19 protein-coding genes and 1 tRNA gene are annotated in these 24,020 nt (G+C 46.3%); 12 read left to right on the top strand and 8 right to left on the bottom strand.

Annotated elements, in window-relative coordinates:
- Nucleotides 1-192: 192 nt before the first annotated feature.
- From HB364_RS14460 to HB364_RS14445, 4 genes are all read left to right on the top strand, one after another.
- Nucleotides 193-888 (top strand): FadR/GntR family transcriptional regulator, encoded by a 696-nt coding sequence (locus HB364_RS14460; RefSeq protein WP_167288797.1) that lies wholly within the window; start codon nt 193-195, stop codon nt 886-888.
- 757 nt (nt 889-1,645) lie between these two features.
- Nucleotides 1,646-2,893, top strand: a complete 1,248-nt coding sequence (locus HB364_RS14455; RefSeq protein WP_167288795.1) for a sialidase family protein — start codon at nt 1,646-1,648, stop codon at nt 2,891-2,893.
- Between the two features lie 259 nt (nt 2,894-3,152).
- Complete coding sequence (locus HB364_RS14450; protein ID WP_167288793.1) at nt 3,153-3,782, top strand: hypothetical protein; 630 nt, start codon at nt 3,153-3,155, stop codon at nt 3,780-3,782.
- A gap of 56 nt (nt 3,783-3,838) precedes the next feature.
- On the top strand, nt 3,839-4,849 hold the full coding sequence (locus HB364_RS14445; RefSeq protein WP_167288791.1) for a GntR family transcriptional regulator: 1,011 nt from the start codon (nt 3,839-3,841) through the stop codon (nt 4,847-4,849).
- An 8-nt stretch (nt 4,850-4,857) separates the two neighbouring features.
- Here HB364_RS14445 and HB364_RS14440 read toward each other — a convergent pair whose 3' ends face one another.
- Both HB364_RS14440 and HB364_RS14435 read right to left on the bottom strand, forming a co-directional pair.
- Complete coding sequence (locus tag HB364_RS14440; RefSeq protein WP_208419956.1) at nt 4,858-5,571, bottom strand: type 1 glutamine amidotransferase domain-containing protein; 714 nt, start codon at nt 5,569-5,571, stop codon at nt 4,858-4,860.
- Between the two features lie 128 nt (nt 5,572-5,699).
- Nucleotides 5,700-5,921 (bottom strand): hypothetical protein, encoded by a 222-nt coding sequence (locus tag HB364_RS14435; protein ID WP_167288789.1) that lies wholly within the window; start codon nt 5,919-5,921, stop codon nt 5,700-5,702.
- A gap of 554 nt (nt 5,922-6,475) precedes the next feature.
- Here HB364_RS14435 and HB364_RS14430 point away from each other — a divergent pair.
- From HB364_RS14430 to HB364_RS14400, 7 genes are all read left to right on the top strand, one after another.
- Nucleotides 6,476-6,640, top strand: coding sequence for a hypothetical protein (locus HB364_RS14430; protein ID WP_167288787.1), 165 nt, complete (start codon nt 6,476-6,478; stop codon nt 6,638-6,640).
- A gap of 142 nt (nt 6,641-6,782) precedes the next feature.
- Nucleotides 6,783-7,259 carry a ribonuclease H-like YkuK family protein gene (locus tag HB364_RS14425; protein WP_167288785.1) on the top strand — a complete coding sequence of 159 codons (477 nt, stop codon included), beginning with the start codon at nt 6,783-6,785 and terminating at the stop codon, nt 7,257-7,259.
- A 190-nt stretch (nt 7,260-7,449) separates the two neighbouring features.
- Nucleotides 7,450-7,503: transfer RNA gene (locus HB364_RS14420), tRNA-OTHER, on the top strand.
- 453 nt (nt 7,504-7,956) lie between these two features.
- A complete protein-coding gene (locus HB364_RS14415; RefSeq protein ID WP_167288783.1) occupies nt 7,957-9,057 on the top strand; it encodes a slipin family protein in 1,101 nt (366 codons plus the stop codon).
- 174 nt (nt 9,058-9,231) lie between these two features.
- Complete coding sequence (locus HB364_RS14410) at nt 9,232-10,419, top strand: FecR family protein (protein ID WP_167288782.1); 1,188 nt, start codon at nt 9,232-9,234, stop codon at nt 10,417-10,419.
- Nucleotides 10,420-10,652: 233 nt separating this feature from the next.
- Nucleotides 10,653-14,048: a TonB-dependent receptor gene (locus HB364_RS14405; protein WP_167288780.1), complete on the top strand. Its 3,396-nt coding sequence runs from the start codon at nt 10,653-10,655 to the stop codon at nt 14,046-14,048.
- A 39-nt stretch (nt 14,049-14,087) separates the two neighbouring features.
- Nucleotides 14,088-15,962 carry a RagB/SusD family nutrient uptake outer membrane protein gene (locus HB364_RS14400; RefSeq protein WP_167288778.1) on the top strand — a complete coding sequence of 625 codons (1,875 nt, stop codon included), beginning with the start codon at nt 14,088-14,090 and terminating at the stop codon, nt 15,960-15,962.
- A gap of 83 nt (nt 15,963-16,045) precedes the next feature.
- Here HB364_RS14400 and HB364_RS14395 read toward each other — a convergent pair whose 3' ends face one another.
- The 3 genes from HB364_RS14395 to HB364_RS14385 form a co-directional block, all read right to left on the bottom strand.
- On the bottom strand, nt 16,046-16,603 hold the full coding sequence (locus tag HB364_RS14395) for an RNA polymerase sigma factor (RefSeq protein WP_167288776.1): 558 nt from the start codon (nt 16,601-16,603) through the stop codon (nt 16,046-16,048).
- 238 nt (nt 16,604-16,841) lie between these two features.
- Nucleotides 16,842-17,165 (bottom strand): HigA family addiction module antitoxin, encoded by a 324-nt coding sequence (locus HB364_RS14390; protein ID WP_167288774.1) that lies wholly within the window; start codon nt 17,163-17,165, stop codon nt 16,842-16,844.
- Nucleotides 17,166-17,179: 14 nt separating this feature from the next.
- On the bottom strand, nt 17,180-17,458 hold the full coding sequence (locus HB364_RS14385) for a type II toxin-antitoxin system RelE/ParE family toxin (RefSeq protein WP_167288772.1): 279 nt from the start codon (nt 17,456-17,458) through the stop codon (nt 17,180-17,182).
- Between the two features lie 592 nt (nt 17,459-18,050).
- Between HB364_RS14385 and HB364_RS14380 the strand changes: the two genes are divergently transcribed.
- Nucleotides 18,051-20,705 carry an AAA family ATPase gene (locus HB364_RS14380; protein WP_167288770.1) on the top strand — a complete coding sequence of 885 codons (2,655 nt, stop codon included), beginning with the start codon at nt 18,051-18,053 and terminating at the stop codon, nt 20,703-20,705.
- A gap of 235 nt (nt 20,706-20,940) precedes the next feature.
- Here the strand turns inward: HB364_RS14380 and HB364_RS14375 are convergent, their stop codons facing one another.
- From HB364_RS14375 to HB364_RS14365, 3 genes are all read right to left on the bottom strand, one after another.
- Entirely contained in the window at nt 20,941-22,155 is a 1,215-nt protein-coding gene (locus HB364_RS14375; protein ID WP_167288768.1) for a T9SS type A sorting domain-containing protein, read from the bottom strand.
- Nucleotides 22,156-22,158: 3 nt separating this feature from the next.
- Nucleotides 22,159-22,821 carry a hypothetical protein gene (locus HB364_RS14370; RefSeq protein ID WP_167288766.1) on the bottom strand — a complete coding sequence of 221 codons (663 nt, stop codon included), beginning with the start codon at nt 22,819-22,821 and terminating at the stop codon, nt 22,159-22,161.
- A gap of 295 nt (nt 22,822-23,116) precedes the next feature.
- Nucleotides 23,117-23,983 (bottom strand): hypothetical protein, encoded by an 867-nt coding sequence (locus HB364_RS14365; RefSeq protein ID WP_167288764.1) that lies wholly within the window; start codon nt 23,981-23,983, stop codon nt 23,117-23,119.
- Nucleotides 23,984-24,020: the final 37 nt, after the last annotated feature.

Here is a 24,020-nt window from a genome sequence, read left to right as displayed (position 1 = left end):
TAGGGACTTCCTTTATGCAGCCAACTTTTTGACTAAAATTTTAATGTGTGGCCAGTCTGCTGATCAATAGGTAATTATGAATAGAAGGAGTCAAAAACAGCGCGTTACAGCAACCAGCTGCTGATGGTCCGCACCCGAATAAAACCGTTTATTAAGTATTACATATCAACACTCTTTACTACATTTGCTGTTATGAAGACCGAGCAGGAACTATTTAAACTGAAGCCTATAGCCTCTATCACCATGGCCGACCAGGTGGAGACCCAGTTACGTGATTACATCATCCGGCGGTCCATCCGGCCGGGCGATGCCATTCCCAAGGAAATGGAGATCGCGGAAGCGCTGGGCGTGAGCCGCAACGTGGTACGGGAGGCTTTGAGCCGCCTGCGCATGCTGGGAATGATCGAATCGAAGAAAAAGCGGGGTATGATCCTTACCCAGCCCGACGTGATGAAGGGCCTGGAGCGGATCCTGCACCCTAACATGCTGGATATGAACGTGCGCAAGGAGCTTTTTGAACTGCGCATTGTACTGGAAATAGGCCTGGGCGACCTGCTTTTCCGCCGCAAGACCCCCGAACAGTTGCAACAGCTCGATGCCATCGTGGAGCGGGAACGCCGTGCGAGCACCTCTATTGAGCGGATCCGCTGCGAGGTGGACTTCCACTCCACCCTCTACGAAATGGCCGGGAATGAGACCTTAAAACGTTTTCAGACGATCCTGATGCCCGTATTCGAATACGTGGTGGAATATGAGTCCAAACTGGAGCACACTTCCGTAGGCTCCGTCACCCATGCCGACCTGGTACGCATCCTTTACGGCAATAAACCCGAAGAATTCCCCAACGCCATGCGCCAGCATTTGCTGCCGCACCTGGAGCACCTGTAGGAAAGAATACAGAATTCAGAATCCAGAATACAGTATACAGAATTCAGCATACAGAAGCCTATTTGAATTGGCGCTTACAGCAAGTTTTGAGAGGATCTTGAAAGCTAATTTTGGCTTCGAAAGGCTTTTTGGGTAAATTGTATAAACACTGATCTATCCGTTTGTTATATGACCAGGCGTATTATTTTTGAAATCTTCTTTTCGATCAAACCCTTGCGGGGACTGGGTTTGCCAATCCAAAACAATACAAATCCCCGTCCCACCTGCATTTGACCCCTGTCGCCTTACTATTGCCTTACTACTCCCTTACTACTGGCTTACTTGTCCCTTACCTCTACTATGGGAGGACCATGGAGCGTCTATGGGATTACCAGGGGACTACTATGGGACGGCTATCAGGAATACCCGGTTGCCCGGGAATGGTCAGCGAAAGGCCTGCGCCTGTTCAGGACATGGCCGACGTATTGCCCAAACCTTGCACTGGCACTCTACAGCAATAGCCCTATTTAGAGCATTCCAGTGCGCTTTCCAGGGCATTCCCCGTACTATCTGCGTACTATCTGCCTGCTATCTCAACGCATTCCTCTCCCATTCCCCTCCATTTTCCGGGCATCCTTCCGCTTCCTCCTGCCACCCGCCCTCTGTCAGCCCATCCCTTTCCACCCCATCACCTACTTCAATTTGGCATTCCCAAAAAGAATCCCTATTTTGATTATGTATTACATAACAACATAAAATCACTAAAACCGACTTGTCTATGGAAAAGAAGTTCTTTTGCAAGAGGCTATTATATGCCTCTGCCCTACTATTACTCCTTACCGGCGCTGTATCCTGTAAACGCAATGTGACCCCGGCTACCCCAACCGACACACCTGCTCCACCCACGGACAATGAGCTGGCCACTGAAGCCGCCGCCCCCTATCACAACACCATGGTCCTGTTCAACGGCGGCTCAGAAGGTTATCACTCCTACCGCATCCCCTCCATCGTACGCTGTAACAGCGGCACCCTCCTCGCTTTTGCCGAAGGCCGCATGAGCGACAACAGGGATTACGGCAATATCAACCTGGTGTACAAGCGCTCCACCAACCACGGCTCTACCTGGGGGGCGCTGCAGGAAGTAGTAGGCGTAGGCCCCGGCACCTGGGGTAATCCTACGGCTGTGGTAGACCGCAATACCGGGCGGGTATGGCTGTGGATGTCCTGGAACTCCGGCACTGTGAACCAGGGCGGTACCGATGGCTATGAACCCATTGACGAATGGGGCGAGCGGAAAGTGTATGTGTCCTGGAGTGATGACGACGGCGTTACCTGGGCTACCCCGGTTGACAAGACCAGCTCCCTCCTGCCGCCCGGCTTTACCTGGGATGCCATGGGTCCCGGTGTGGGCCTGCAAACCAGTATTGACCATCCCGGCCGGCTGATCATTCCCGCCAACCGGCGCAACATTTACAGCGACGACCATGGCGCCACCTGGCACTACCAGTTGGTGCCCAACGGCTCCGGCGAACCCACGATCATTGAGCTGATCGATGGCAAACTGATGCGCAATGACCGGCCCGGCACCGCCCAGTTTGAAACAGCCAAGCGGCGCTGGCTCTCTACCGGCACGATCGGCGGCACCTGGAGCGCTTTCGCGCCCCACAACACCCTGCTCGATCCCCGCTGCGAAGGCTCGGTACTGCGCTATACCGGCGAGCCCAGCCGCATTATGTTCCTGAACCCCGCCAGCTCGGAAAGAAGGTGCAAGATGCGCATCCGCATCAGCTATGATGAAGGCGTTACCTGGCCCATCAGCCGCAGAACGCACGACTGGCTTACCGATGAAGAGACCTGCGACCAGGGCAAGGGCGGCTATTCCAGCATGGCCAAAACAGCCGACTATGCCGTTGGCGCACTGATCGAGATCAATGAAGATGTGAGCAACAATGCCACCAGCCACCGTTCTATTGAGTTCCACAAGTTCAATCTGCCGTGGATTTTGAATGGCGCTACGGAACCGTAGCCAGTTTCGGGTTTGGAGTTTCGGGTTTTGGGTTGCTCCGCGCTTTGAAATACCTGCTGGTTCTTTAACTGGCAGGTATTTTTGCTTTGCCTGCACTCACAGCAGGACAGCTATTGCTCATCCTGTTACACCTGAAGAACCCGAAACTCAAAACGCGGAACCCGAAACGCTTTTAACATGCCTTTCACACAATAACATGCATCTTGCCGGAGTGAACACTACGTATTAAATTCGTAGCCATTATCCAAACTTCCGAATCATGCGTATTATCCTTCCGGTATTATTGCTTTGCACGACCATCTGCCTGGCGCAGGACGAAGAGTTCCGCGACTTCCGCAATAAAAAAGACAATTTTGTGAAAGTATCCCAAAAGGATGTCCGGGCCGACCTGGCCACTTTCCTCATGGCCGGTATTGACGAAAGCATCAGCAAGCTGCCCCTGCAATCAGTGCCTGTAAAATCATATGGCGCCGATTATATGACCTGGGCCAACGACCAGTTGCAGGTGACCATCAAAACCGGCGTGTTTGATCCTGCCAAACACAAGATCATGCTGGAAGAAAAGCATGTGGTGAAGATCGATGGCAAGCCCTATTATGGCAATTATGGCGAAATGCCCCGTACTACCATTGCATCCATCACGGTAGTGATCGGCAAGGATACAGTAGCCATTCCCTCTACTGCCTATTTTGACCTGTATGAGCCCAGCTTTTCCTACCAGGATAAAGGTGGTACTTCCAGAACCCGCAACGGGGTTTTTCTTTCCAAGGATGGACGCTCTATTTACATCTACCTGCTCAACACTTCCTATAAGGGCAATGAATATACCTGGGTGATCCAGGATAAAAAATACCTGCGCCGGGTAGTGGATTTTGATGTGCTGAAATAGCTTTTTGCATTTGTTTCTGTCAGGTGAATTATATTTATTGCATCTAAATGATTGCGATGAAGCCTTTCAGTGTAAATGTCCACCATATACCCAGTAAGATCAAACAGATTGTGCATGCTGTATCCATGGCCATCGACAATGGCGGCCTCAAACCACACAGCAAGCTGCCCAGCATCAATGATTTCAGCAAAACTTACCACTATGGGCGCGATACCGTAGAAAAAGCTTACCGTGAACTGATCGAGGAAGGATATGTATATGCCGTGCCGGCGAAGGGGTACTATGTAGTAGGCCGTAAAGATAAAAAGCTGAAAATACTGCTCATCTTCAACAAGCTCAGCTCCTATAAGAAAATAACGTATTACAGTTTTATTGATACCCTGCAGGACAAAGCGGTGGTAGACCTGCAGGTGCACCACTATGATGTACGCAGGCTGGAAGAGATACTGGAAGCCAATATGGGCAAATACCATTACTATGTGATCATGCCCCATTTCTTCCACAAAACGAGTAAGAAGCAATACCTGAAAGTACTAAAGACGATCCCGGCCTCCCAACTAATGATGCTGGATAAAAATGTACCGGAACTGGGCAAAAGCCATATGTCGGTATACCAGGACTTCAAAAAAGACATTCATGATGTGCTGGAGTCATCGGTGAAGCTGCTGAAAAAATACAACCGCCTCATTATTGTATTCCCCTTCCAGAGCAATCACCCGCGGGACATTATAGAAGGCTGCTTTGAGTTTTGCCTGAAGCACCAGAAAACATTTGCTGTTATTTCCAGTCTGGATAAAGAACTGCCACAGGCCGGCACTGCCTATATTGTTACGGCAGAATCGGACCTGGCGCAACTGATCAAGAAATCGAAGGACGCCAACCTGCAACCAGGGAAGAATGTGGGCATTATTTCCTTTAATGAAACCGTATTAAAAGAATTACTGGAGATTACGGTGATCACCACCGATTTCGAAGCGATGGGTAAAACGGCCGCCCTGATGTTGCTCAACAAAGAAGCGAAACAGGTGAAAAATCCTTTCCGTATGATCGTACGGAAATCGCTGTAAATAACAGCTTATTTCTTTATGGTACTGTAGGTAGGTCTTATCAGGCCCAGTGTCATTTTCGCAGCTTCCTCAGCAGAAGCCGGATTCTGGCCGGTTACCAGGTTACCCTCAGTCGCCACGTATTTCGTATAGTTTGTTCCTTTGGAATATGCTGCTCCCAGGGAAGTCAGTTGGGTTTCCAGTAAGAAGGGAAGCAATTTGGTCATACCTGCCGACTCTTCCTCACTGTTGCTGAACGCAGTTACCTGTTTTCCTTTTACCCAGGGCTGGCCGCTGGCATCCTGCAAAGGCAGCAGGGCTGCTACTCCATGGCAAACTGCCCCTACCGGTTTGCCTTTGGTGAGGAAATTATCCAGCAACTGTTTCAGTAATGGATTGGCGGCGAGGTCCCACATAGCGCCGTGGCCACCTGCCACAAACAGTACATCAAAATTCTCTTCCCGGATGTCGCGCAGCGGTAAAGAGCGTGATAAATGGTTCATGGCTTCTATATCGTTCCTGAAACGTTTCGAGTTGCGGGTTACCGAAATAATAGACTCACTTTTGGGATCAATGGGCACAGGCCCTCCTTTGGGTGAAGCAATGACAATATGCGCTCCTGCTTCTTTGAAAATAAAATAAGGAGCAGCCAGCTCATCCAGCCACAAACCTGTCTTTTCGGTGGTTTCACCCAATGTATCATGTGATGTGGTTACGAATAAAACTTTGATGGGCTTTGACATGTAGTAAGAATATTTGATGAGTTACCGCCATAAAGTCGTTTTCTTTATTGACAGTAAATAAAGTGTAGCCCGGTTAGCCGGCCGGCAAACGAATACAGACAGTTATTTTTCCCGGTTGGTAAACCTGTTTACTTACGCGTGTGCGGACTTGTTTTAAAGGCGCCTTCTTTGAATTCTCCGAGGATAATCACGTTTTTGTGACCGGCATAAAGCTGCGCGGCATCATGCATGGCTTTTTCTGTAGCATTCCAGATCTTCATTCCTTTATTGGTCCCTTTATCACAAACTTCTATGTAGAATCCGTTCTTCAATTGCACTGGTGTAACTGGTGGCCTTCCTGCACTTCTCATGTTGCTGGTTTTATGAGTGAAAAATTAGCTGAGGTCGTTTTATAGATAAGAACCTTTCTGATGCAAACAGTGATGACAGCGTAGGTCGGCAACAGGGATGGCGCAAATATATGCATGAAGGTAACCTTATTTTATGGCATTTGCCCATATATTAATTTCGCCTCATTTAAGCCAGCTATAAGCGGCCTGAAATGCCCTACAGACGGGCATTTCAGGAAGGTACCGAAATAGCCTGGCAAAGAAATAATAAAAAAACCTGCCTACAAATTTGGAAACAACGGGAAATTATTTTCATCTTTGCAACGCAAAACAAAATTTAAAAACAGTACAGATGCCACGCATACAGTTACATATTGAACTAACAAACGCGTTTAGTCGCAGCGGCGATTATACCGGTTGCAGGGCAGGTTGTACTGCGGAATAAGTTGAAACAACGAATTCACGATAACACAGGCCCTGCAAGAGATTGCGGGGCTTTTTTGTTAAATGACCGCAGCGTCCTCCCCGGCACACAAAGCCTGGCTGAGAGACACTGCGGGGAATAAACAAATTCAATGAAGCTACCATCATTGCTCCATACTACGTATACCAGCCTCCGGGAATGCACCTCATTCCCCGGCAGTAACCAGTGTGCGTATATTCAACGGGGTATGTGGGGTATATCAAACAGGGAGAGTATAGCCATTCGACCGTTTGCTCAACAGTATGATACTGCCTGAAACAGTATCACTGAACAGCAAGCCCGGTCGTAAAAAACGACCGGGCTTTTTTGTGCCTGAACCAAGATTTAAAAGATTAAGCGGAATAAAATATTAATGAAACGAAAATGGATCTAATCAGAGAAACTTAAAACACAATACAATGGAACAGCAATGGCAGCGGCTGGATGGTACTGCCATCCGCCGCCCGATCGAAGAAGAAGTAAGATCGGTATTGGCAAGGGAAACAGCCAAAGGGCATCAAGTGAAGGTATGCATCGGTACCGATAGCCAGGTAAGGGCAGGTACTACCGCATTCGCCACCGTAATCGTATTCATCCGTAAGGGGAAAGGAGGATTTATGTACGTACTGAGCGACACCTCCCGGCAACCCATGAGTGTGAAAGAACGGATGCTGACGGAGGTAGGTAAAAGTATCGAGGTAGCCTACCAGTTGTGCGACCTGTTTACTACTTACAGTATAGATATGGAAGTGCATGCAGACATCAACACCAATCCCAACTTTAAAAGTAACCATGCCCTGAAAGATGCCATGGGCTATATTATGGGAATGGGATTTGCCTTCAGGGCCAAGCCTTACGCTTTTGCGAGTTCCTGTTGTGCAGATAAAGTGGTCTGAGTATAAAGAGACTAAAAAGCTTGCTTCACGGCAAGACTGGTATATACCTGTTGAAAAGCAACCCGGGTGCATGTTTCAAAGAAGCATCACAGTGCAGGAGCAGTAGCTTACTGTATGCTGTTGCGCAACAAGCTATACCAGCCAATCACACTGTAGGTCAAGGGTTCGATTCCCTTTCCCGTCCCTTGGCGGGATAGCTCAGCGGTTAGAGCAACAGACATGCGTGGGTTCGAATCCCACCCCACTTAGCATGGGTAGTTCAGTTGGTTAGAACACTACACAGTTAATGTAGAGACAAAGAAGTACACCGCTTCTCAAATGGTGGCCTTTATAAAGCCGGGGTTATTGCCGGCAGCTTTGCTGAGGGTACAGGTAAGTCCGTACTTACGCCTTTTCCTTTTGGATAAACCTGTATACAGCAAGGCGCAATCCGGTAAACACCTGCAGGCGGTAGTAAGCGTCTGTGGCGGGCATCACTTTGTGCAGCCTTGGTTCGTGAAGACACGAACCGGGGCGGCAAAACACAAACAAACTGGTGTCCTTAAGCAGGCTACACTACCCTCTCCGTGATTACCGGATGGCAGTAATGCCGGCTTTATTTTACTGAGAAGAAGACCGCAGCGTCCTCTGCCATCGCACAGACGCACGGCACAGAGAGACACTGCAGTGAATAAGAATAAACCTTAAAACAGATGACATGAAACAAGTAACAGTAAATGCCTGGCAAGTGGGCCTGGTATTTAAGCGTGGTGTATACCAGCGTATGTTGAAAGAAGGGAATTACTGGTTCTGGGACAACCCGGCAGTAAACATTTACGAGGTGACCAAACCCTTCATAGCACCCGTGGAACTGAATATCCTGTTGCAGGATAGCCACCTGGCAGAAGCCCTGCAGGTGGTGGAAGTGAAAGATAGTGAGATCGTAGTGCACTACGAAAACGGTCTGCTGAAAGAAGTATTGACTGCCGGTCGTTACACTTTCTGGAAAAGTGTGGTAGCGCATGATTTTGTGCGGCTGGATACCAGCAAGATAGATATCACCGAAAACATTGATCGTGCTACCATTCAGCATAAGCTGGTAGCGCCGTATATGCGTAGCATCAGCGTAGAGAACTATGAACAGGCTCTCCTGTTTGTAGACGGCCAATTTGTGAAGATATTGTCAAGTGGGGTATATTTCTGGTATAAGAACGGCATCAGCCTCTATGTCAACAAGGTGGATACCCGCCAGCAACAACTGGAGATCAACGGGCAGGAAATACTGACCAAAGACAAAGCGGCTTTGCGTATCAATGCCTGGACACAGTACAAGGTGACCGATATAGAAAAAGCATTGCTGCAGAACAAGGAATACGACAAGCAATTGTACATTTCCTTTCAACTGGCTTTGCGTGAATACATCAGCACCCTTGGTTTTGATGAATTGCTGGAAAAGAAAGAGAGCATCGCTCCTTTTATCCTGGCGCAGGTGAAAGAAAAAGCCACTGTACTGGGTATAGAAGTGGCGGGTTTCGGTATCCGTGATATCATCCTGCCGGGCGATGTGAAGGAGATCATGAACCAGGTATTGATCGCGGAAAAGAAGGCGCAGGCCAATACCATTATGCGCCGGGAAGAAACTGCCAGCACCCGTAGCCTGCTGAACACAGCCAAGCTGATGGAAGACAATGCGATGTTGTGGAAACTGAAGGAGATGGAATACGTGGAAAAGATCGCCGATAAGATCAGCAATATCAGTGTAAATGGCAACGGTGTACTGATAGAACAACTGAAGCAGATCTTCGTGCCGCAGAAGTGATTGTAATGAATATCAGGCATATACAATTCGGGGGTTAGCAACCCCCGAATTTAGACCGTTGACCTTGGCAAGTATAAGTAAGGTGAGCGTCCCGAAAGCGGGGCGGCTCACCTTTTTCTTTTTTTTAAAGAGGAATAGGTATAACTACTTCCTGGATATACTATATATAGACATATGAGCCTACCGATACATATTATAGAAAAATACCTGCGTGGAGACGCTACCGAACAAGAGTGCCAACTGGTAAATGATTGGTATTATTCATTTAACGATGAAAGTGCCCTATCTGAAGCTGACTTGAAACAACTTCACAGCCAGGTGCGTGAACGGATACGGAGACGTTTGGATGAAAATATCCGCAAGCTGAAGACCGCCCAAAAAAGACGCAGCAGGTTGCTGAAGCTTGCGGCGGCTATTACAATACCGGCTGTGCTGGCCACTGGCATCTATTTTTTTAGTAAGAAAAACGCTGGACCTGCTGTTACTGATCCCGGCGCTGTTGCTATTGCGGAAGACACCATTGTGCCTGGGGGTAATAAGGCAACACTTATTTTGGCAGATGGGAGAAGGATTGTGCTGGACAGCGCTGGCGCTGGCATTATAGGAGCAGAAGGTGGTTTGCAAATCATTAAACCGGAAGATGGAGCTATCGTATATAAAGCTAGTACTCCGCATAGGCAGGCTGGCGCGGTACTGTATAACACGATCATAACACCGCGTGGTGGTCAACACCAGGTGACGTTGCCGGATGGCACCAAGGTATGGCTCAACTCGGCATCCTCATTACGCTACCCCATCGTATTTGAAGGAAGCAGCCGTGAAGTATATCTGTCGGGGGAGGGCTATTTTGAAGTAACAACAGCTTTGTCAGAGAAAGGGATGAGAAAACCTTTCACCGTTTCTGTCCATACCACCCGTAAGGATGATATGAAGGTGAACGTGCTTGGCACCAAGTTTAACATTATGGGTTATGGTGATGAAGAGGTGGTGAAAACTACACTGGTTGAGGGGCGCGTAGAACTATGGCACAATAGCCGGAATGCAGCTATAGCGCCTGGTCAGCAGGCAACATTCACAAAAACGGATTCAGGGTTTACCCTTGCCAAAGCGGATATGCGGCAGGCGCTTGCCTGGAAAAACGGGGAGTTCCGGTTTGAAAAAATGAGCATAAAGGGGATCATGCGGCAGTTGTCGCGCTGGTACGAAACAGAAGTAGAATACAAAGGAAATGTGGACGGGACTTATTTATCCGGCGTCTTTCCCAGGACGGAAGATATTAAACAGTTGCTGGAAGTGCTTGAAACTACCGGCCTTGTTACTTTTCAAATAAAAGGGAAGAAAATTACGGTCCTGCCTCAATAATTTTTAACGATAAAAGGATGCCAATGAAAGTGTAAAAGAAAACAGGCCAGACCAAAATAAAACCGGAAGTGCGGCTACACCTCCGGCGAACATTTTGGATTTGATTGCTTACAACTTCTTGACGGAATTACAAACAATTTTAAACTCCAAAACATTACGAAGATATGCATCTTCCCCCGATTTCTACTGAATTCAGGGCTCCTGAATTCATGCCTGCTAAATCATTGTTATTTATGAAACTTTTGAGTTGTCTCATTCTTGCCGCCACGTTACAGACAAGTGCCCGCACTAATGCGCAAACAGTAACCTTGAAAGGCAATAAGCTTCAGCTGCAGACGATCTTTGAGACCATCAAAGATCAAACAGGTTACTCCTTTGTATATGACGAAAACCTGCTGAAAAACGAATTGCCTGTAAGCATCAACGTAATGAAGGCCCCCCTGCGGGATGTCCTGGACCATTGCTTTAAAAACCAACCTTTTACCTACGAGATAAAATACAATATAGTAGTAGTAAAAAGAAGAGAAGTACCCTTGTCCCAAAAGCCGGTTACGCGGGAGATGCCCCCACCCGTCAATATTCAGGCAACCGGTACCATTTATAATAATATCGGAGAGCCATTGGTGGGCGCTACTATCAGCATTAAGGGAACGCCCATATCTGTGGTTACCGACAATGCCGGCAAGTTTTCAATAGCTGTTCCGGAAGCTGGCGCTACTCTCGTAATAAGTTATGTAAACTATATTCCGCAGGAAATGAAAGTGATGGCCACCACACGGTTTCCTATTGACATAATCCTGCAATTACAGGCAAAAAGTAATGAAGAAGTAGTGGTGATCGGATATGGTACGCAAAAGCGAAAATACCTGACAGGTTCCGTTGCCTCTATTGGTCCCAGGGAATTGCGTCAGAGCCCGGTGGCTAATGTCAGCAACTCATTGGCCGGGCGTTTACCGGGTCTGATCACCGTGCAAAACAGTGGGGAGCCGGGTGCCGATGGGGCCAATCTTTATATCCGTGGATTAAGTACCACCGGCAATAACAGCCCGATCATTTTGGTGGATGGTATTCAACGGTCTTTTGGTGATGTTGATCCCAATGAGATTGCAGATATCAGCATCCTGAAAGATGCAGGCTCTACTGCTATTTATGGGATCAATGGCGCCAATGGGGTCATATTGGTTACCACAAGAAGGGGAAGCTTTTCCAAACCCCGGGTAAGTGTGACGCTGCAAAACGGCTGGCAAAGCCCTACCAGATTACCCAAATATGCAGATGCTTATGATGGACTTACCATGTACCGCGAGGGCTTGATCAATGATGGATTACCGGTTGCCATACAATATACAGATTCGGTACTTAAGTATTATCGTGACAGAAGCAAGCCTGCTTATGAATACGTTTATCCTAATGTGGACTGGGTAGATGCCATGTTAAAACCCTATTCATTAATGCAGCAGGCGAATATTAATGTAACCGGAGGTAATGAATTTGCCAAGTACTTTGTATCCATGGGTTACTTAAGGCAAAACGGGCAGTATAAGTATGAAGACCAGATCGAAGATTATAATATGCAGGCCGTTACTAATAAGTATAATTTCAGATCGAATATTGACCTGCAAATTTCAAGAGATCTGAGTATGGAGTTAGGGCTGGGCGCCATTGTAAGAGACCGGAATTATCCGGGGGCCAATGCCAGTGATATTTTTGCCACTATCAAATCAACACCTGCCTGGTGGTATTCTATTGTCAACCCGGATGGCAGCCCGGCAGCATTCACCAGCGGACCAGCATCGCCTTATGCACTACTAACCCAGTCGGGATACCAGCGTAATTTTGAAACCAACCTCCAGTCCACCGCCGGTTTCAAGTGGGATATGCGGTACTTTCTTCCCGGCCTGAGCTCAAGGGTGCGGTTTTCGTTCGACAATACCAATTACCGGAATGTAAGCCGTCCGTTATCAAGAAGGACGTTCCTTTACAGACTAAAGCCAGGCGTAATAGCCGATACGGTGACTAACCCCGCTGCCAGCGGAACTTACCAGGTTATCGAAAACGGGGACAATACACTGGGGTATAATGTAGGCGCCAATGGAAGCAGAAGGAGTACCCTGGAGGCCTATTTAAATTATGACCGCGTTATCGGAAAGCATACGATACAGGCCATGGCACTTTATACCCAGTCCTCCTTTTTTGACGCGATAGGCGGCGGCAGCGAAAATGCCATTCGCGGGCTTCCTTTTAAGAACCAGGGTGTTATTGGGCGTGTCATGTATAACTACGATAACCGGTATACGGTGCAGGTATCGGCGGCCTATAATGGCGCAGAGAACTTTCCTGCCGGGAAACGATTCGGGCTTTTTCCTGCCGTATCTGCAGGCTGGGATATTGCCCAGGAAAAATTCATCGAAGAGAGCGATGGCCTTGGGTTTATTGACCAGATAAAGATAAGAGGGTCCTATGGTATAGCAGGTTCCTCTACTTTGCCCCGGGACAATGATGGTAACCCGGTACGGTTTTCTTATTTAAGCCAATGGAATCCCAGCGCTTCCGGCTACCAGTTTGGTGTAAACCGGGACGGGAACAGTTATGGAGGTGTTGCTGAAGTGCGTATTCCCAACCTTGTGCTGACCTGGGAAAAAGGTTATAAAACGGATATAGGATTGGACCTGGGGCTGTGGAGAGGCGGCCTGAACCTGACAGCAGAGTATTTCCATGAAAGACGGGAAAATATCCTGGTCTATTCTGAACTGATCCCTGCCTCTGTTGGGCTGGCCAATGCCCCGGCCTTGAATGCCGCTACTGTTAATAAACATGGCTTTGATGTGTCTGTTGAGCACCGGAGAGAATTTAGCAAACAGGGATACGCAGTAAGGGTCAACTATTCCTATGTAAAAAATAAAATAGCTTACTACGCCCAACCAGCCTTTACCGGCAGAGAATGGCAGGCAAGGGCTGGTACAGAAATAGGATCCATTTATGGCTATACAGCCATTGGTTTATTCAGAGATAGCGCAGATATAGCCAAGAGCCCTTCTCAGTCTGTTTTTGGAAATACCAAACCGGGGGATATCAAATACAAGGATATCAATGGAGATGGGATCATTAACACAGTTGATGCAGGCTATCTTTCCGGAAAACGGAACCAACCTACTTCTATTTTGGGCGTAAGCCTTTCCTATCATTATGCCGGTCTGGATGTTAGTGTATTGTTCCAGGGCGCTCTTGGCGGCTCTTTATTGGTGAATGGATCAGGTATTTTCCCCTTTTCAAGATTTGCGGGTGTCCTGGCCGAGGTCAAGGATAACCATTGGGTACCGTCGAACCCGGATGGCAATTATAAGTATCCGCGCCTGTCTTCACAAGACAATACCAATAACCAGGCAAATTCCACCTTCTGGATCTTTTCCAGCGATTACCTGCGCTTAAAAACAGTAGAAATAGGGTACAGCATTCCTAAATACTGGCTTACCAAAATAGGGTTCAATAATGTCAGGGTATTTGTAAACGGTATTAACCTTGTTACCTGGGATAAACTGAAAATTTTTGACCCGGAAATTGCCAATAGTGGTACGGGTACTTATCCGCAGCAACGGGTAATTAATACAGGTCTTAATTTTTCTTTTTAATAGTTCAGGTAACATCTTTTGAAACCTTAACAGATCAACATGATACGCAATATATTTTTTTATACGTTACTGCTGCTTTGCCTGCTGGTCCTATCCTGCAAAAAATACCTTGATGTGGTGCCCAAGGAAATTGTTACAGAGAAAGATATTTACAAAAACATTATTACGGCAGAGCGGGCCTGGGCCAATATGTACACTTCACTGGCTACCAATTCCACAGATGTTTATGGCAATACCAACACCGGCGCCTGTACTGACGAGTGTAAAAACCACTGGGAAAGTGTTCCTGAGTTAAAGTTCAACTCCGGGGCCTGGGGACCAACGGATAATACATTGAGTAACTGGACAACGGCTTATCAATTTATACGAAGGGCCAATATTTTCCTGAAGAATATTGATCAGACGCCTATACCACAGGACAGGGCAGATTACTACCAGGCAAGGATCCCTCAATATAAAGCTGAAGTGCGGTTTTTGAGGGCTAAGCTGTATTTTGAATTATTCAGACGCTTTGGCGCAGTGCCGCTTTTGGGAGATACCATCACAGATGTAAGCGTCAATATCCCTGATGGTGTAAAGACCAGAAGGCCCGTAGATGAGGTAGTAAGTTATATAGTAGCAGAGCTGGACCAGGCTGCGCCGGTTTTGCCTATTGATTATACTGATAACCCGGGGGAAACGGGCCGGATCACCCGGGGTGCGGCCATGGCATTAAAAGCCATCACCTTGGTATATGCTGCCAGTCCCCTGTTTAACGGGAATACCCTATATGCCCCTGTAAAAAATACAGACGGCACACAATTGTTCCCGCAAACCTATGATAAAGAAAAATGGAAGAAAGCTGCTGATGCTGCCAAGGCTGTGCTGGACATGAATGTTTATGCACTCAACAATCCCAACCCTTCCAATCCAATAGACAATTATGCACGGCTGTTCTTTTCGCGCGAGTATAAAGAAACCATTTTGCCATTGTTGTTAGGCACCACGCGGGAGCTTGATCAAAATCTTCAGCCCAATGGCAAGGATGCTCAAGGCTCAGGCGGATCCGGGAAATACAGTGTATTACAGGAACTGATAGACGCTTATGAGATGAACAATGGGCTGCCCATTTCCGATCCCAATTCCGGGTATCAAAAAGACGGCTCCTGGAATGGGAAGCTTTGGGATGGGAAAGCATTCCGGCAGGCCACTAATGTTTCAAATATGTACAAGAACCGGGACCCGCGTTTTTATGCCAGTATTAATTTCCATTATACATGGTGGGACTCGGCCAACCATCGCAGACCCCTTAAGTATGCCTATTTTGGGAATAACGGAGGCGCTTCCGATGGCTGGCCCAAAACGGGTACCAACTGTGAAAGCGGGTATACCTGGAGAAAGTGGACTGACCCGGGGGTAAACATGAAAGGGAGCGGTACCGCCAACAGGAATTTCCCCGTGATCCGCCTGGCTGATATTTATCTTATTTATGCAGAAGCCATGAATGAGTACCTGGATGCTCCTACACAAGAGGTGTATGATGCCATCAATAAGGTAAGGACGAGGGTGTCAATGCCCGCGCTGCCTGTTGCCGGCACCAATGATAATACCCAGGAAGGAATGCGGCAAAGGATCAGGAATGAACGGCGTGTGGAATTTGCTTTGGAGGGACAACGTTTTTGGGATGTGCGCCGCTGGTTGATTGCCAAAACCGTAGACAATGGCCCGGTGCATGGCCTCAATGCACGTCCTACCTCGGCAGAACTTCAGGCCACCGGGCTTGACCCAGGTAGCGAGGCGGCTGGTGTAGCCGTGTTTTATAAGCCGGTAGTTATACAAAACCGGGTATTTTTAGACCGGCACTACCTCATGCCGGTACCTCAAAACGAAATTGATAAGGGAGGAGGGATGCTGGTACAAAACTTTGGATGGTAGCAGACCATAAAATATACTGACATAGCCCCCGGAGTTATGTAATTAACTCCGGGGGCTTCTATTTTCTACCTGTTTTTGAAAAATTATGGTAATAGCGAGAATAGGGAAGACAGTACCTGTTTTAATCGCCCGCGAATGCGGTCTAAGGCTTTCTGGATCTGGTTATCTACCGTTTTCTTACTCAGCTCGAGCACTGCTGCTATTTCCTTTGCGCTCATTCCTTCTTCACGACTGTATTGAAAAATAAGTTTGCATTTTTCAGGCAGCAGATCAATTTCTTTTTGTACCAATTCAAGTATTCTTCTGTGGTGCAGGGCATCGTTCAGGGTACTATCAAACGATGGATGGGCCATCTTACCAGCTTCCTGCACGTATTTCTCTGCGTAAGCTTTCTTTTTTATGTGTGTCAGCACCAGGTACTTGGTTGCTGTGACAAGATAATTCTCCAGGGAACGGATGCTGGTATTTTTCCTGTTTTTCCATAAGGCCAGAAATACATCATGTACTATATCTTCAGCAACAGCCCGATCGTTCAACCGGTTCCGGGCAATAACATATAACTTTTCCCAGTATAGCTCATACAGTTTGGTAAAAGCCTGTTCATCATCCCCAGGCAATAACAATTCGTTAGAATGCTCCATTACCGCTAAAAACAGTTAGTAAGGTGATAAAACAGCATGAATGTAAAACAAATCCGGGAGTTTTTAGGTGAATTCAAAGCCGGACAATACATCCTCCTTAATCGCATTTTTTATTGCTTAGCCGCCGGGTTTAAAAATGAGACGATTTGTAGAAAGAATGAGACAAAAACGCAGGCCGTTAGGTGCTGATAGAACAACTGAAGCAGATCTTCGTGCCGCAGAAGTGATGCACGATATATTACTGTGTGTGGGCCGTTTGCCTGCTGCTTCCCGGCAAGCGAAAATGCTGTATGGAAGAACGCTTGACCTTTTTCTCCGCATGCCACAGTTCATAATTGTTTTGTAAGTTAATCCAGAACCCCGCCGAATTACCGAAAGCCTCGGATAACTTTACCGCTACTTCCGGGCTTATTCCAGCGCGCATATTGATAATGGCAGATAGATTGGCTCGGGTCATGCCTAAACCTTTTGCAAGTTCCGTCACAGTCAAATTGCGTTCCTTCATAAAAAGCTCACGCAAGATGGCGCCGGGGTGTGATGGGGGTAATCCTCGTTTCAACATAGTGTTTTCCTCCTTTAATGATAGTCCAGGTAGTCAACGTCATAAATATCGCCCTTTTGCAGCCGGAATACGATCCGGTAATTAGGGCTGATTTTTATCGACCAGAAACCTGCCATATTTCCTGTCAGTTTATGAATGCCCGATCCAAGCTGTTTTATATCGTCTTCTGACGTTACAGCATCCAGTGCGTCCAGTACCCAAGCAATCTTCATCAGATATTCAGCCGGAAGCTTTGAGCCGTTTCCTTTTTCATAGAAAAGCCGTAAGCCCTTGTGATTAATGGACTGTATCATTCAATTATGCCCAAATTTACAACAAGTGTACCATGTATTGATACACTTGTCAATTAAAAAATTGGCTATTTTGGCATCATTTTCATGACTCCAAATGCTTATTAGGTAGGATTTACGGATTCAAGCTGTTTTTAGATTATAAAAAATCTACATAGCAACAAAAACTTTAGTGGGGAGCCGCGCAATAAGCTACATGGACAAATCAGTTCGTATAAGGCAGACAAGATTGTTACCTTCTTTGGCGCTTGCAGGTTTTCACAAGTACCTGTAAATGAGGTCGCTCAAACATATTTTACAAATTACTCAATGTATTGAGTAAAATAACTCAACCTTTAGGTGTTTTGTTATTTTCCTGCGAAATTCCCGCGCGAGAAGCATCGCCCAGGCAGGAGACTCGGTAGACGCGCAGGACTTAAAATACTGTTTACTGGAAGGTGAGTAAAGGCTCAACTCCCTTCCCCCGATCCTTATAATTGATATAAGATAAGCTTTCCCACAGTTAGTGTATTCAGAGTAGTTACGTTATAAATTTGCGTGTATCATTATACTGACACGTTAGTGTACAAACTACATCATACATTAAAGATATAAGATGACGGATAGCATAAGCGCAATCAGGGAAGATCAGAATGATTCCCCTGTACCAGATAACGGTACTGCGGTTCCCTCAGCCACCACTATATGGCAGGAGCTCGATACCTGGGCTCAAAATTTCAGGCCGTGGCAGAGATATATTCTTGGCCGTATCATTCACTCTGGTAGAATAGCTGATGCAGAAATCGAGCAGGCGTATCAATTATTTTTACGAGATTATAATCTGGCTTCCTCTCCCATTGATATTGAGGTTCCACAGGTTATCACTGGAAGACCAGCAACAGCGAGCCCCGTACCAGTATTACTTGTCGGCATTCGTGCGTTGCGCTCCGTCAACGCCCTACCCCCAACTTTTGAACTAACTTTTTCAAACGGCCTTACTGTTATTTATGGTAGAAATGGTGCGGGCAAAAGCGGGGTAGTACGGGTATTATCCAATATCTGCTTTAGCCGCATGCAGCATACAGTTTTGCCGAACATTTACGATGATAGCATCGACCAACCCCGGCCGAGTGCTGAAATCATCATGAATACTGGCTCTGGAAATCAACAGGTTACCTTTATTATTGGAGACAACACCGCAAATACAGAGCTAAAGAGAATATCCATTTTTGATACTCCAGTTGCTCGCAATCATTTGGTTGAACAGGGCCCATTACGTTTTAGGCCAGCCGGCTTTGATGTTTTTCCAGAAATGGCCAGGGCCTATGGGCTTTTATCCACTCGCCTTGCCACTGATATTACGGGTAAAACCAAGGAAAATACCTTTGCAAGAAGTTTTATTGGGCCTGTAAGTCCTGTTTCCACGTTCATTACTTCTTTGAGTGCCAATACGGATTTAACCGTTCTAAGAAACCTTGCTGCTTTTGGAGATATGGAGCGGGCAAGGCTGGAAGAAGTTCAGCGCCAGATAAGGGAATTACAATCTCAGTCTGTTGCAGGTGCTATAATACAATTACAAGGCGCAAAACGTGATATTAATTTGTTAATAAACAACTTACAACAATCAAGCGCATTGCTGACAGAAGAAAAGAGAGTAGAATACCGTGCTCAGCTAAATGACTTCATCACCAAAGCCAAAGCGGTAGCAGAAAATGGTGCAGGCTCATTCAGCACCGATTTTTTTAAGAGCATCGGTACAACTCAATGGGAAGCTTTTTTGTCTGCTGCGCAAGCTCTTGCAAACACAGAATCAACTAATTACCCACAAGAGCAAGACCATTGTTTACTATGTCATAGACCATTAGGTGAAGCATCCATCAATCTCATTAAAAGATTTTGGGGATTTCTTGCCAGTGACGCCAAACGTCAAATGGAGCAGGCCAGCGCTGTTATTGACGGTACCGTAAGAGCCATTGAAGCAGTTAATCTGGAATTTTTCTCGGAAAGCACGACAGTAAGAGATCACGTTGAACGCCTGAATCCTGTCTTGTCAAGGCAAACAACTGAGTTGTTACAAACTCTTCAGGCAGACCGTGATACGATAATACAGGTACTTCAGACTGGTGCAGGAGAAATACCAACTGCCGCTTTTATCGACTTAACTGATTCATATACAGCACTTACTACGCAAATTGACACTGATATTGCCCGTTTGCGAGAGCAAACAGCAGAAGCTGCATTACAAGCATTAGAGGCAGAACGCATTAACCTGGAACATAAACAGGTTTTGAATCAGCTTTTGCCTGATATAGAAATCTATATTAATGATTTAGAATGGATTAGAGAAGTTTCTGATGTACCTAAACGCAGTCTTAATCCCCGTCCAATAACTGATAAGGAAACACAACTATCTTCCTCTCTTATTGCAGAAGGTTATCAGGAACGCTTTTCACAAGAATGTGAGTTGTTGGAATGTGATCTTCCGGTAGAATTTAGAACACAGGGAAGCCGTGGTCAGACAGTCAAATCTTTATCTATGAAGGGCGGACATAGCCCGGAAAGAGTTTTAAGTGAGGGGGAACAACGGGCTATTGCTCTTGCTGATTTCTTAACAGAGGTTGCTTTGAACCCAGCAAATGCAGGAATAATAGTAGATGATCCAGTAACATCACAAGACCATGACCGAAAGGAAAAAATTGCGGAACGGCTTGTAAATGAGTCAAAAGTACGACAGGTTATAATATTTACCCATGATCTTGTATTTCTGAATATGCTTGTAGCGGCTGCAAAAGAGGCCCATGTTGGAATACTAACTCATTGGGTACATAGAGACAGCACTGGTAGACCTGGGGTAGTTTCGCTGGATGATAGCCCTGACCTTACTCCTCAATATCGCAACACTCAAAAAGCTGCAAGCACCCTGGTAGAAGCAAATGCAGCAACAGGGTCTGAACAGGAAAAATTAATTCGCAGGGGAATGAGCGAATTACGCCGTACAATTGAAGAAGTAGTTCCTCACTACTTATTTAAGGAAGTTATAAAGCGGTGGACAGATCGAGTACTGGTTACTTCCCTCAAAAGAATAAACTGGGATCATACGCTTGTACAAGAGATAGAAAGTATCTACGAGGAACTTTCTGCTATCATTGAGGGGCATACTCACACGGAAGAAAGGGCTGGTGCACCACCAGAACCCAGGCATCTTGAAGCAATGATAACCCGGGTAAATGAAATAATTGGCAAAGCAAGAAGAGAAAGACAGAATAACTAAATATTTAGTTATTCTGTCCTTTTTAAATATTGTCACTCTGGCAGATCGCTGAAAACTATTATATCCGTCACAGCTTGGTTCAATATTTGTCCCGTTCCGGGTACTGAAAATGAAAAGCCTCGTAAATGAATTTATGAGGCTTTTTTTATGGGTGTCCCTGGCGGGATACCGAACTTCCTGAATTATGTCAGCAACAACTACTTCAGATCTCTCCCCTATTTTACGCTGCTACTCTCTATTGCGATATTATGAATTTCTTCTGTTTAAATAAATTCCCTGATTGTATGGTCAATAAATAGATCCCTGCTGCTACTCCGTGTACTGGTATATGAATGGTCTGATTACGTTGATTTAACCGGACTTCGGCTGATTTTATCTTTTTACCGCTCCTATCGAAAATAGTGATAACGGCATTTCCATTTGAATATCCTTTCATATCGAACGACAGCATACCAGTGATCACCGGGTTATTCCTGAATACAAGTGATGGCGCGCTGCTTACTTCCAGGATGCTTCGTATAGGCGAGTAATGATACCTGCTGTCCAGATCTACCTGCCTGATCCTGTACGCCAATGCTGTAACCGGTGCACCACGGTCAGTGAATTGATAATGCCCTGATAGCGTTTGTGCCGGAACAGTACTGATAGTATGAAACGAATGATCATCTGCAGCCCGTTCGATAACAAAATGACTGGTATTCACTTCATTGGCTGTTTGCCAATCCAGTTCAACGTTGTTGCCTGCCCGCCGGGCCTCAAAGCTGATCCACGTAAGAGGCAATGCGCACATGATGACGACGGTGGCGTCAGAGGACGTTGCTTCAGCACAGGTACCGTTCTTTACCACGGCACGGTATCGTGTGGTAGTTTTAAGGTTAAGGAAGTTTTGCTGCGTGGTGGTCTGTGAAACATAACGCCAGGTAATGCCTCCGTCTTCTGAGGTTTCCCAGCGGCTGATACTGCCGGTATGACCGCTTAATGAAAGGCTACCGCTATTGATAACACCACAGATGGCCTGGTCGGCGTTTACGTCCCCACCCACAGTGGAGGCAGCATTGGTAACAACACGACCGCTGAGCGCATTATTGGTTGGATTGATATCGCCGGAAATCGACACGACAGCATCTAAAATATAATTGCCGGGTGCGGAAAGGTTACCCGGTGTAACAAAAGTGTACGTAAAAGAAGAATGAGATAAAAGACCGGATGAAAGTACTACTTGTTCGGTGGTGGAAGTGCCTCCATTGATAGTATAGCTCACATTAAAAAAGGAACCGGCAGGGAGATCGGGACCGAAATTGAAAATTCGTACCGAAACATTTTCAGCGCTGCTGAGTGAGCATCCGCTTACAGGCTGAAGAATATCACCTCCAGGCAGGGCGAGTGCCAGATCCTGCGCCAGGATCGGGTAGCTTGTCAAAAGCATCCATATACTGATGAAATAGCGCATGGATCAACAGTTGATGGTGATGGTAGCAATGGATGAGAAGACAATGCCGCAAGTCGGATACTGAATGGCCGCACGATAAAGGGTTGTGGTCTTCAGATTGCTGTAACTCTGCGTTGTGGTGGTATTGGAAATATAATACCATGTATTGCCATTGTCGTTGCTGTATTCCCAGCGAAGGATATTGCCTGTATGTGAAGCTAATGTGAGCGTGCCGCTGTTACCGCTTGCACAGGCGGAAGTACTACCGTTGACAGTGCCGCCGGAAATGGCGTTGTGGGTGACCAAGTTCGTATAACTGTTATTGTCCGGATTAATATCACCAGGCAGGCTCACCGTTGCTGTGATAATATAGGTACCCGGAATAGACAGATTGACGCGTGTCGTGAATGTATATGTAAGACTCGAATTGGTAAGAAGTGCAGACCCAAGAGTAATTGTTTCATTGACAGGCATTCCTCCGTTGAGTATATAATTTACAGGGAACGAAGAACCTGCAGGTCGGGTGGATCCAAAGTTGAAAATACGGATGGTAACATTTTCGGTAGTGAGCGAGCAGCCTGTCACAGGTTGCATGATACTTCCGAAAGGGCCTGCGAGGGCAAGATCCTGTGCCTGCAGACAGGTCATAAGGGTCATGACTATAAGACAAAGAGTAAGTTTTTTCATGCGCATTTAGGTTTAGGATGAATAACTCCCGCTACAAGTTGAGATACTTTGTTGTAAGTGACAAAAAAAACGATTCTACCCTGGGAAGTGTATTTTTTTAATACATAAGATGATAAATGTAAATTCTGTAAATGAGTGAAAGAAAAGCAATGTAATTCCCTTGATATTAATAATAAGCTAGCCTGGAATGTAGTGAAGTGAATGTAGCTCAGGAAAGTGGCCGTTGACAGTGTTAGTAAATAAAGGTGAGCGCCCCAAAAGCGGGGCGACTCACCTTTTTATTTATAGGGGGCTGTTATTTACAATTGTAAGAGAAGGTCTGTTTGAAAGTGGCTTCCCCGCTCGAATTCTTATTGGTATTCACCCGCTCTGTAGGGAAGCCATGCTCATTGTAAGCGTAAGACATGGTGCGCTTAAATTGCTGGGGAGTACCGGCATTCAAGGTATAATCCAGTGGGTTATTGCTGCTCAATGCCGTTAATACCGGCTCGGGATCATAATTATCCCAGGCATAGTTGTTCATTAAGAACTTGTAATATTTAACGGCAGCATAAGGATTGGGTTTATCATCATAAGCAGTAACAGGTATAACCGTAACTGGTTCTGCGGGATGGGTAGTCCACCCATATTGTAATTTGGTAACGTTGTTGTTGTCATTGTAGGTGATGATAAGTTCCCACTCTTTGTCGTTGGGCACACTGGCTGTATGCTCCACAATCTTACTGAGCCGTTTTTTACTATCGTAGGAAAAGCTGTAGGTATAATAATTGGTCTGCTCAGCGCCACCATTTATAGTAAGGGACACCTGTGCCTGTGAAGGTAAGGCCTCAAAGATATTGGCATTATAGTTAGTTCTAATAATGGCGCCGGAGGTGGTGCGTATAATTTTATCAGCAAACACTTCTGTAACAATCTCCTGTTGCCCATATTTATTGAGCTTGATGATCTTTGTCACATTGCCTTTGCTATCATACTGGTACTGCCAGGAAGCTTCATTGCCAATTAAGGTAGTAGTTTCACCGGCAGGCGCACATACTGCAGTACCGGGACCAGGACCAGGCGTGCCGGAACCACCCCCTTTTTTACAGCTGGTTAGAACACCTATTATTAACAATGCTGGTAATAAGTATTGGGCGGACACTATGCCCTGTACACTTTTCATAGTGGGTTATTATTTCCGCCAAAGATAGACAGCCCCG

Origin of the sequence: Paraflavitalea devenefica, from assembly GCF_011759375.1 — a bacterium.
Taxonomy (GTDB): domain Bacteria; phylum Bacteroidota; class Bacteroidia; order Chitinophagales; family Chitinophagaceae; genus Paraflavitalea; species Paraflavitalea devenefica.
Note: the sequence above shows the minus strand (reverse complement) of the source record. Positions and strands in the feature narration are given on the sequence as shown.

What these genes read in the sequence shown, in the direction of transcription:
- HB364_RS14405 (WP_167288780.1), top strand. Translation starts at nt 10,653, where the DNA reads ATGAAACTTTTGAGTTGTCTCATTCTTGCCGCCACGTTACAGACAAGT.
- HB364_RS14370 (WP_167288766.1), bottom strand. Translation starts at nt 22,821, where the DNA reads ATGAAAAAACTTACTCTTTGTCTTATAGTCATGACCCTTATGACCTGT.
- HB364_RS14415 (WP_167288783.1), top strand. Translation starts at nt 7,957, where the DNA reads ATGAAACAAGTAACAGTAAATGCCTGGCAAGTGGGCCTGGTATTTAAG.
- HB364_RS14435 (WP_167288789.1), bottom strand. Translation starts at nt 5,921, where the DNA reads ATGAGAAGTGCAGGAAGGCCACCAGTTACACCAGTGCAATTGAAGAAC.
- HB364_RS14400 (WP_167288778.1), top strand. Translation starts at nt 14,088, where the DNA reads ATGATACGCAATATATTTTTTTATACGTTACTGCTGCTTTGCCTGCTG.
- HB364_RS14380 (WP_167288770.1), top strand. Translation starts at nt 18,051, where the DNA reads ATGACGGATAGCATAAGCGCAATCAGGGAAGATCAGAATGATTCCCCT.
- HB364_RS14365 (WP_167288764.1), bottom strand. Translation starts at nt 23,983, where the DNA reads ATGAAAAGTGTACAGGGCATAGTGTCCGCCCAATACTTATTACCAGCA.
- HB364_RS14395 (WP_167288776.1), bottom strand. Translation starts at nt 16,603, where the DNA reads ATGGAGCATTCTAACGAATTGTTATTGCCTGGGGATGATGAACAGGCT.
- HB364_RS14430 (WP_167288787.1), top strand. Translation starts at nt 6,476, where the DNA reads ATGAAGCTACCATCATTGCTCCATACTACGTATACCAGCCTCCGGGAA.
- HB364_RS14410 (WP_167288782.1), top strand. Translation starts at nt 9,232, where the DNA reads ATGAGCCTACCGATACATATTATAGAAAAATACCTGCGTGGAGACGCT.
- HB364_RS14450 (WP_167288793.1), top strand. Translation starts at nt 3,153, where the DNA reads ATGCGTATTATCCTTCCGGTATTATTGCTTTGCACGACCATCTGCCTG.
- HB364_RS14445 (WP_167288791.1), top strand. Translation starts at nt 3,839, where the DNA reads ATGAAGCCTTTCAGTGTAAATGTCCACCATATACCCAGTAAGATCAAA.
- HB364_RS14425 (WP_167288785.1), top strand. Translation starts at nt 6,783, where the DNA reads ATGGAACAGCAATGGCAGCGGCTGGATGGTACTGCCATCCGCCGCCCG.
- HB364_RS14375 (WP_167288768.1), bottom strand. Translation starts at nt 22,155, where the DNA reads ATGCGCTATTTCATCAGTATATGGATGCTTTTGACAAGCTACCCGATC.
- HB364_RS14390 (WP_167288774.1), bottom strand. Translation starts at nt 17,165, where the DNA reads ATGTTGAAACGAGGATTACCCCCATCACACCCCGGCGCCATCTTGCGT.
- HB364_RS14385 (WP_167288772.1), bottom strand. Translation starts at nt 17,458, where the DNA reads ATGATACAGTCCATTAATCACAAGGGCTTACGGCTTTTCTATGAAAAA.
- HB364_RS14440 (WP_208419956.1), bottom strand. Translation starts at nt 5,571, where the DNA reads ATGTCAAAGCCCATCAAAGTTTTATTCGTAACCACATCACATGATACA.
- HB364_RS14455 (WP_167288795.1), top strand. Translation starts at nt 1,646, where the DNA reads ATGGAAAAGAAGTTCTTTTGCAAGAGGCTATTATATGCCTCTGCCCTA.
- HB364_RS14460 (WP_167288797.1), top strand. Translation starts at nt 193, where the DNA reads ATGAAGACCGAGCAGGAACTATTTAAACTGAAGCCTATAGCCTCTATC.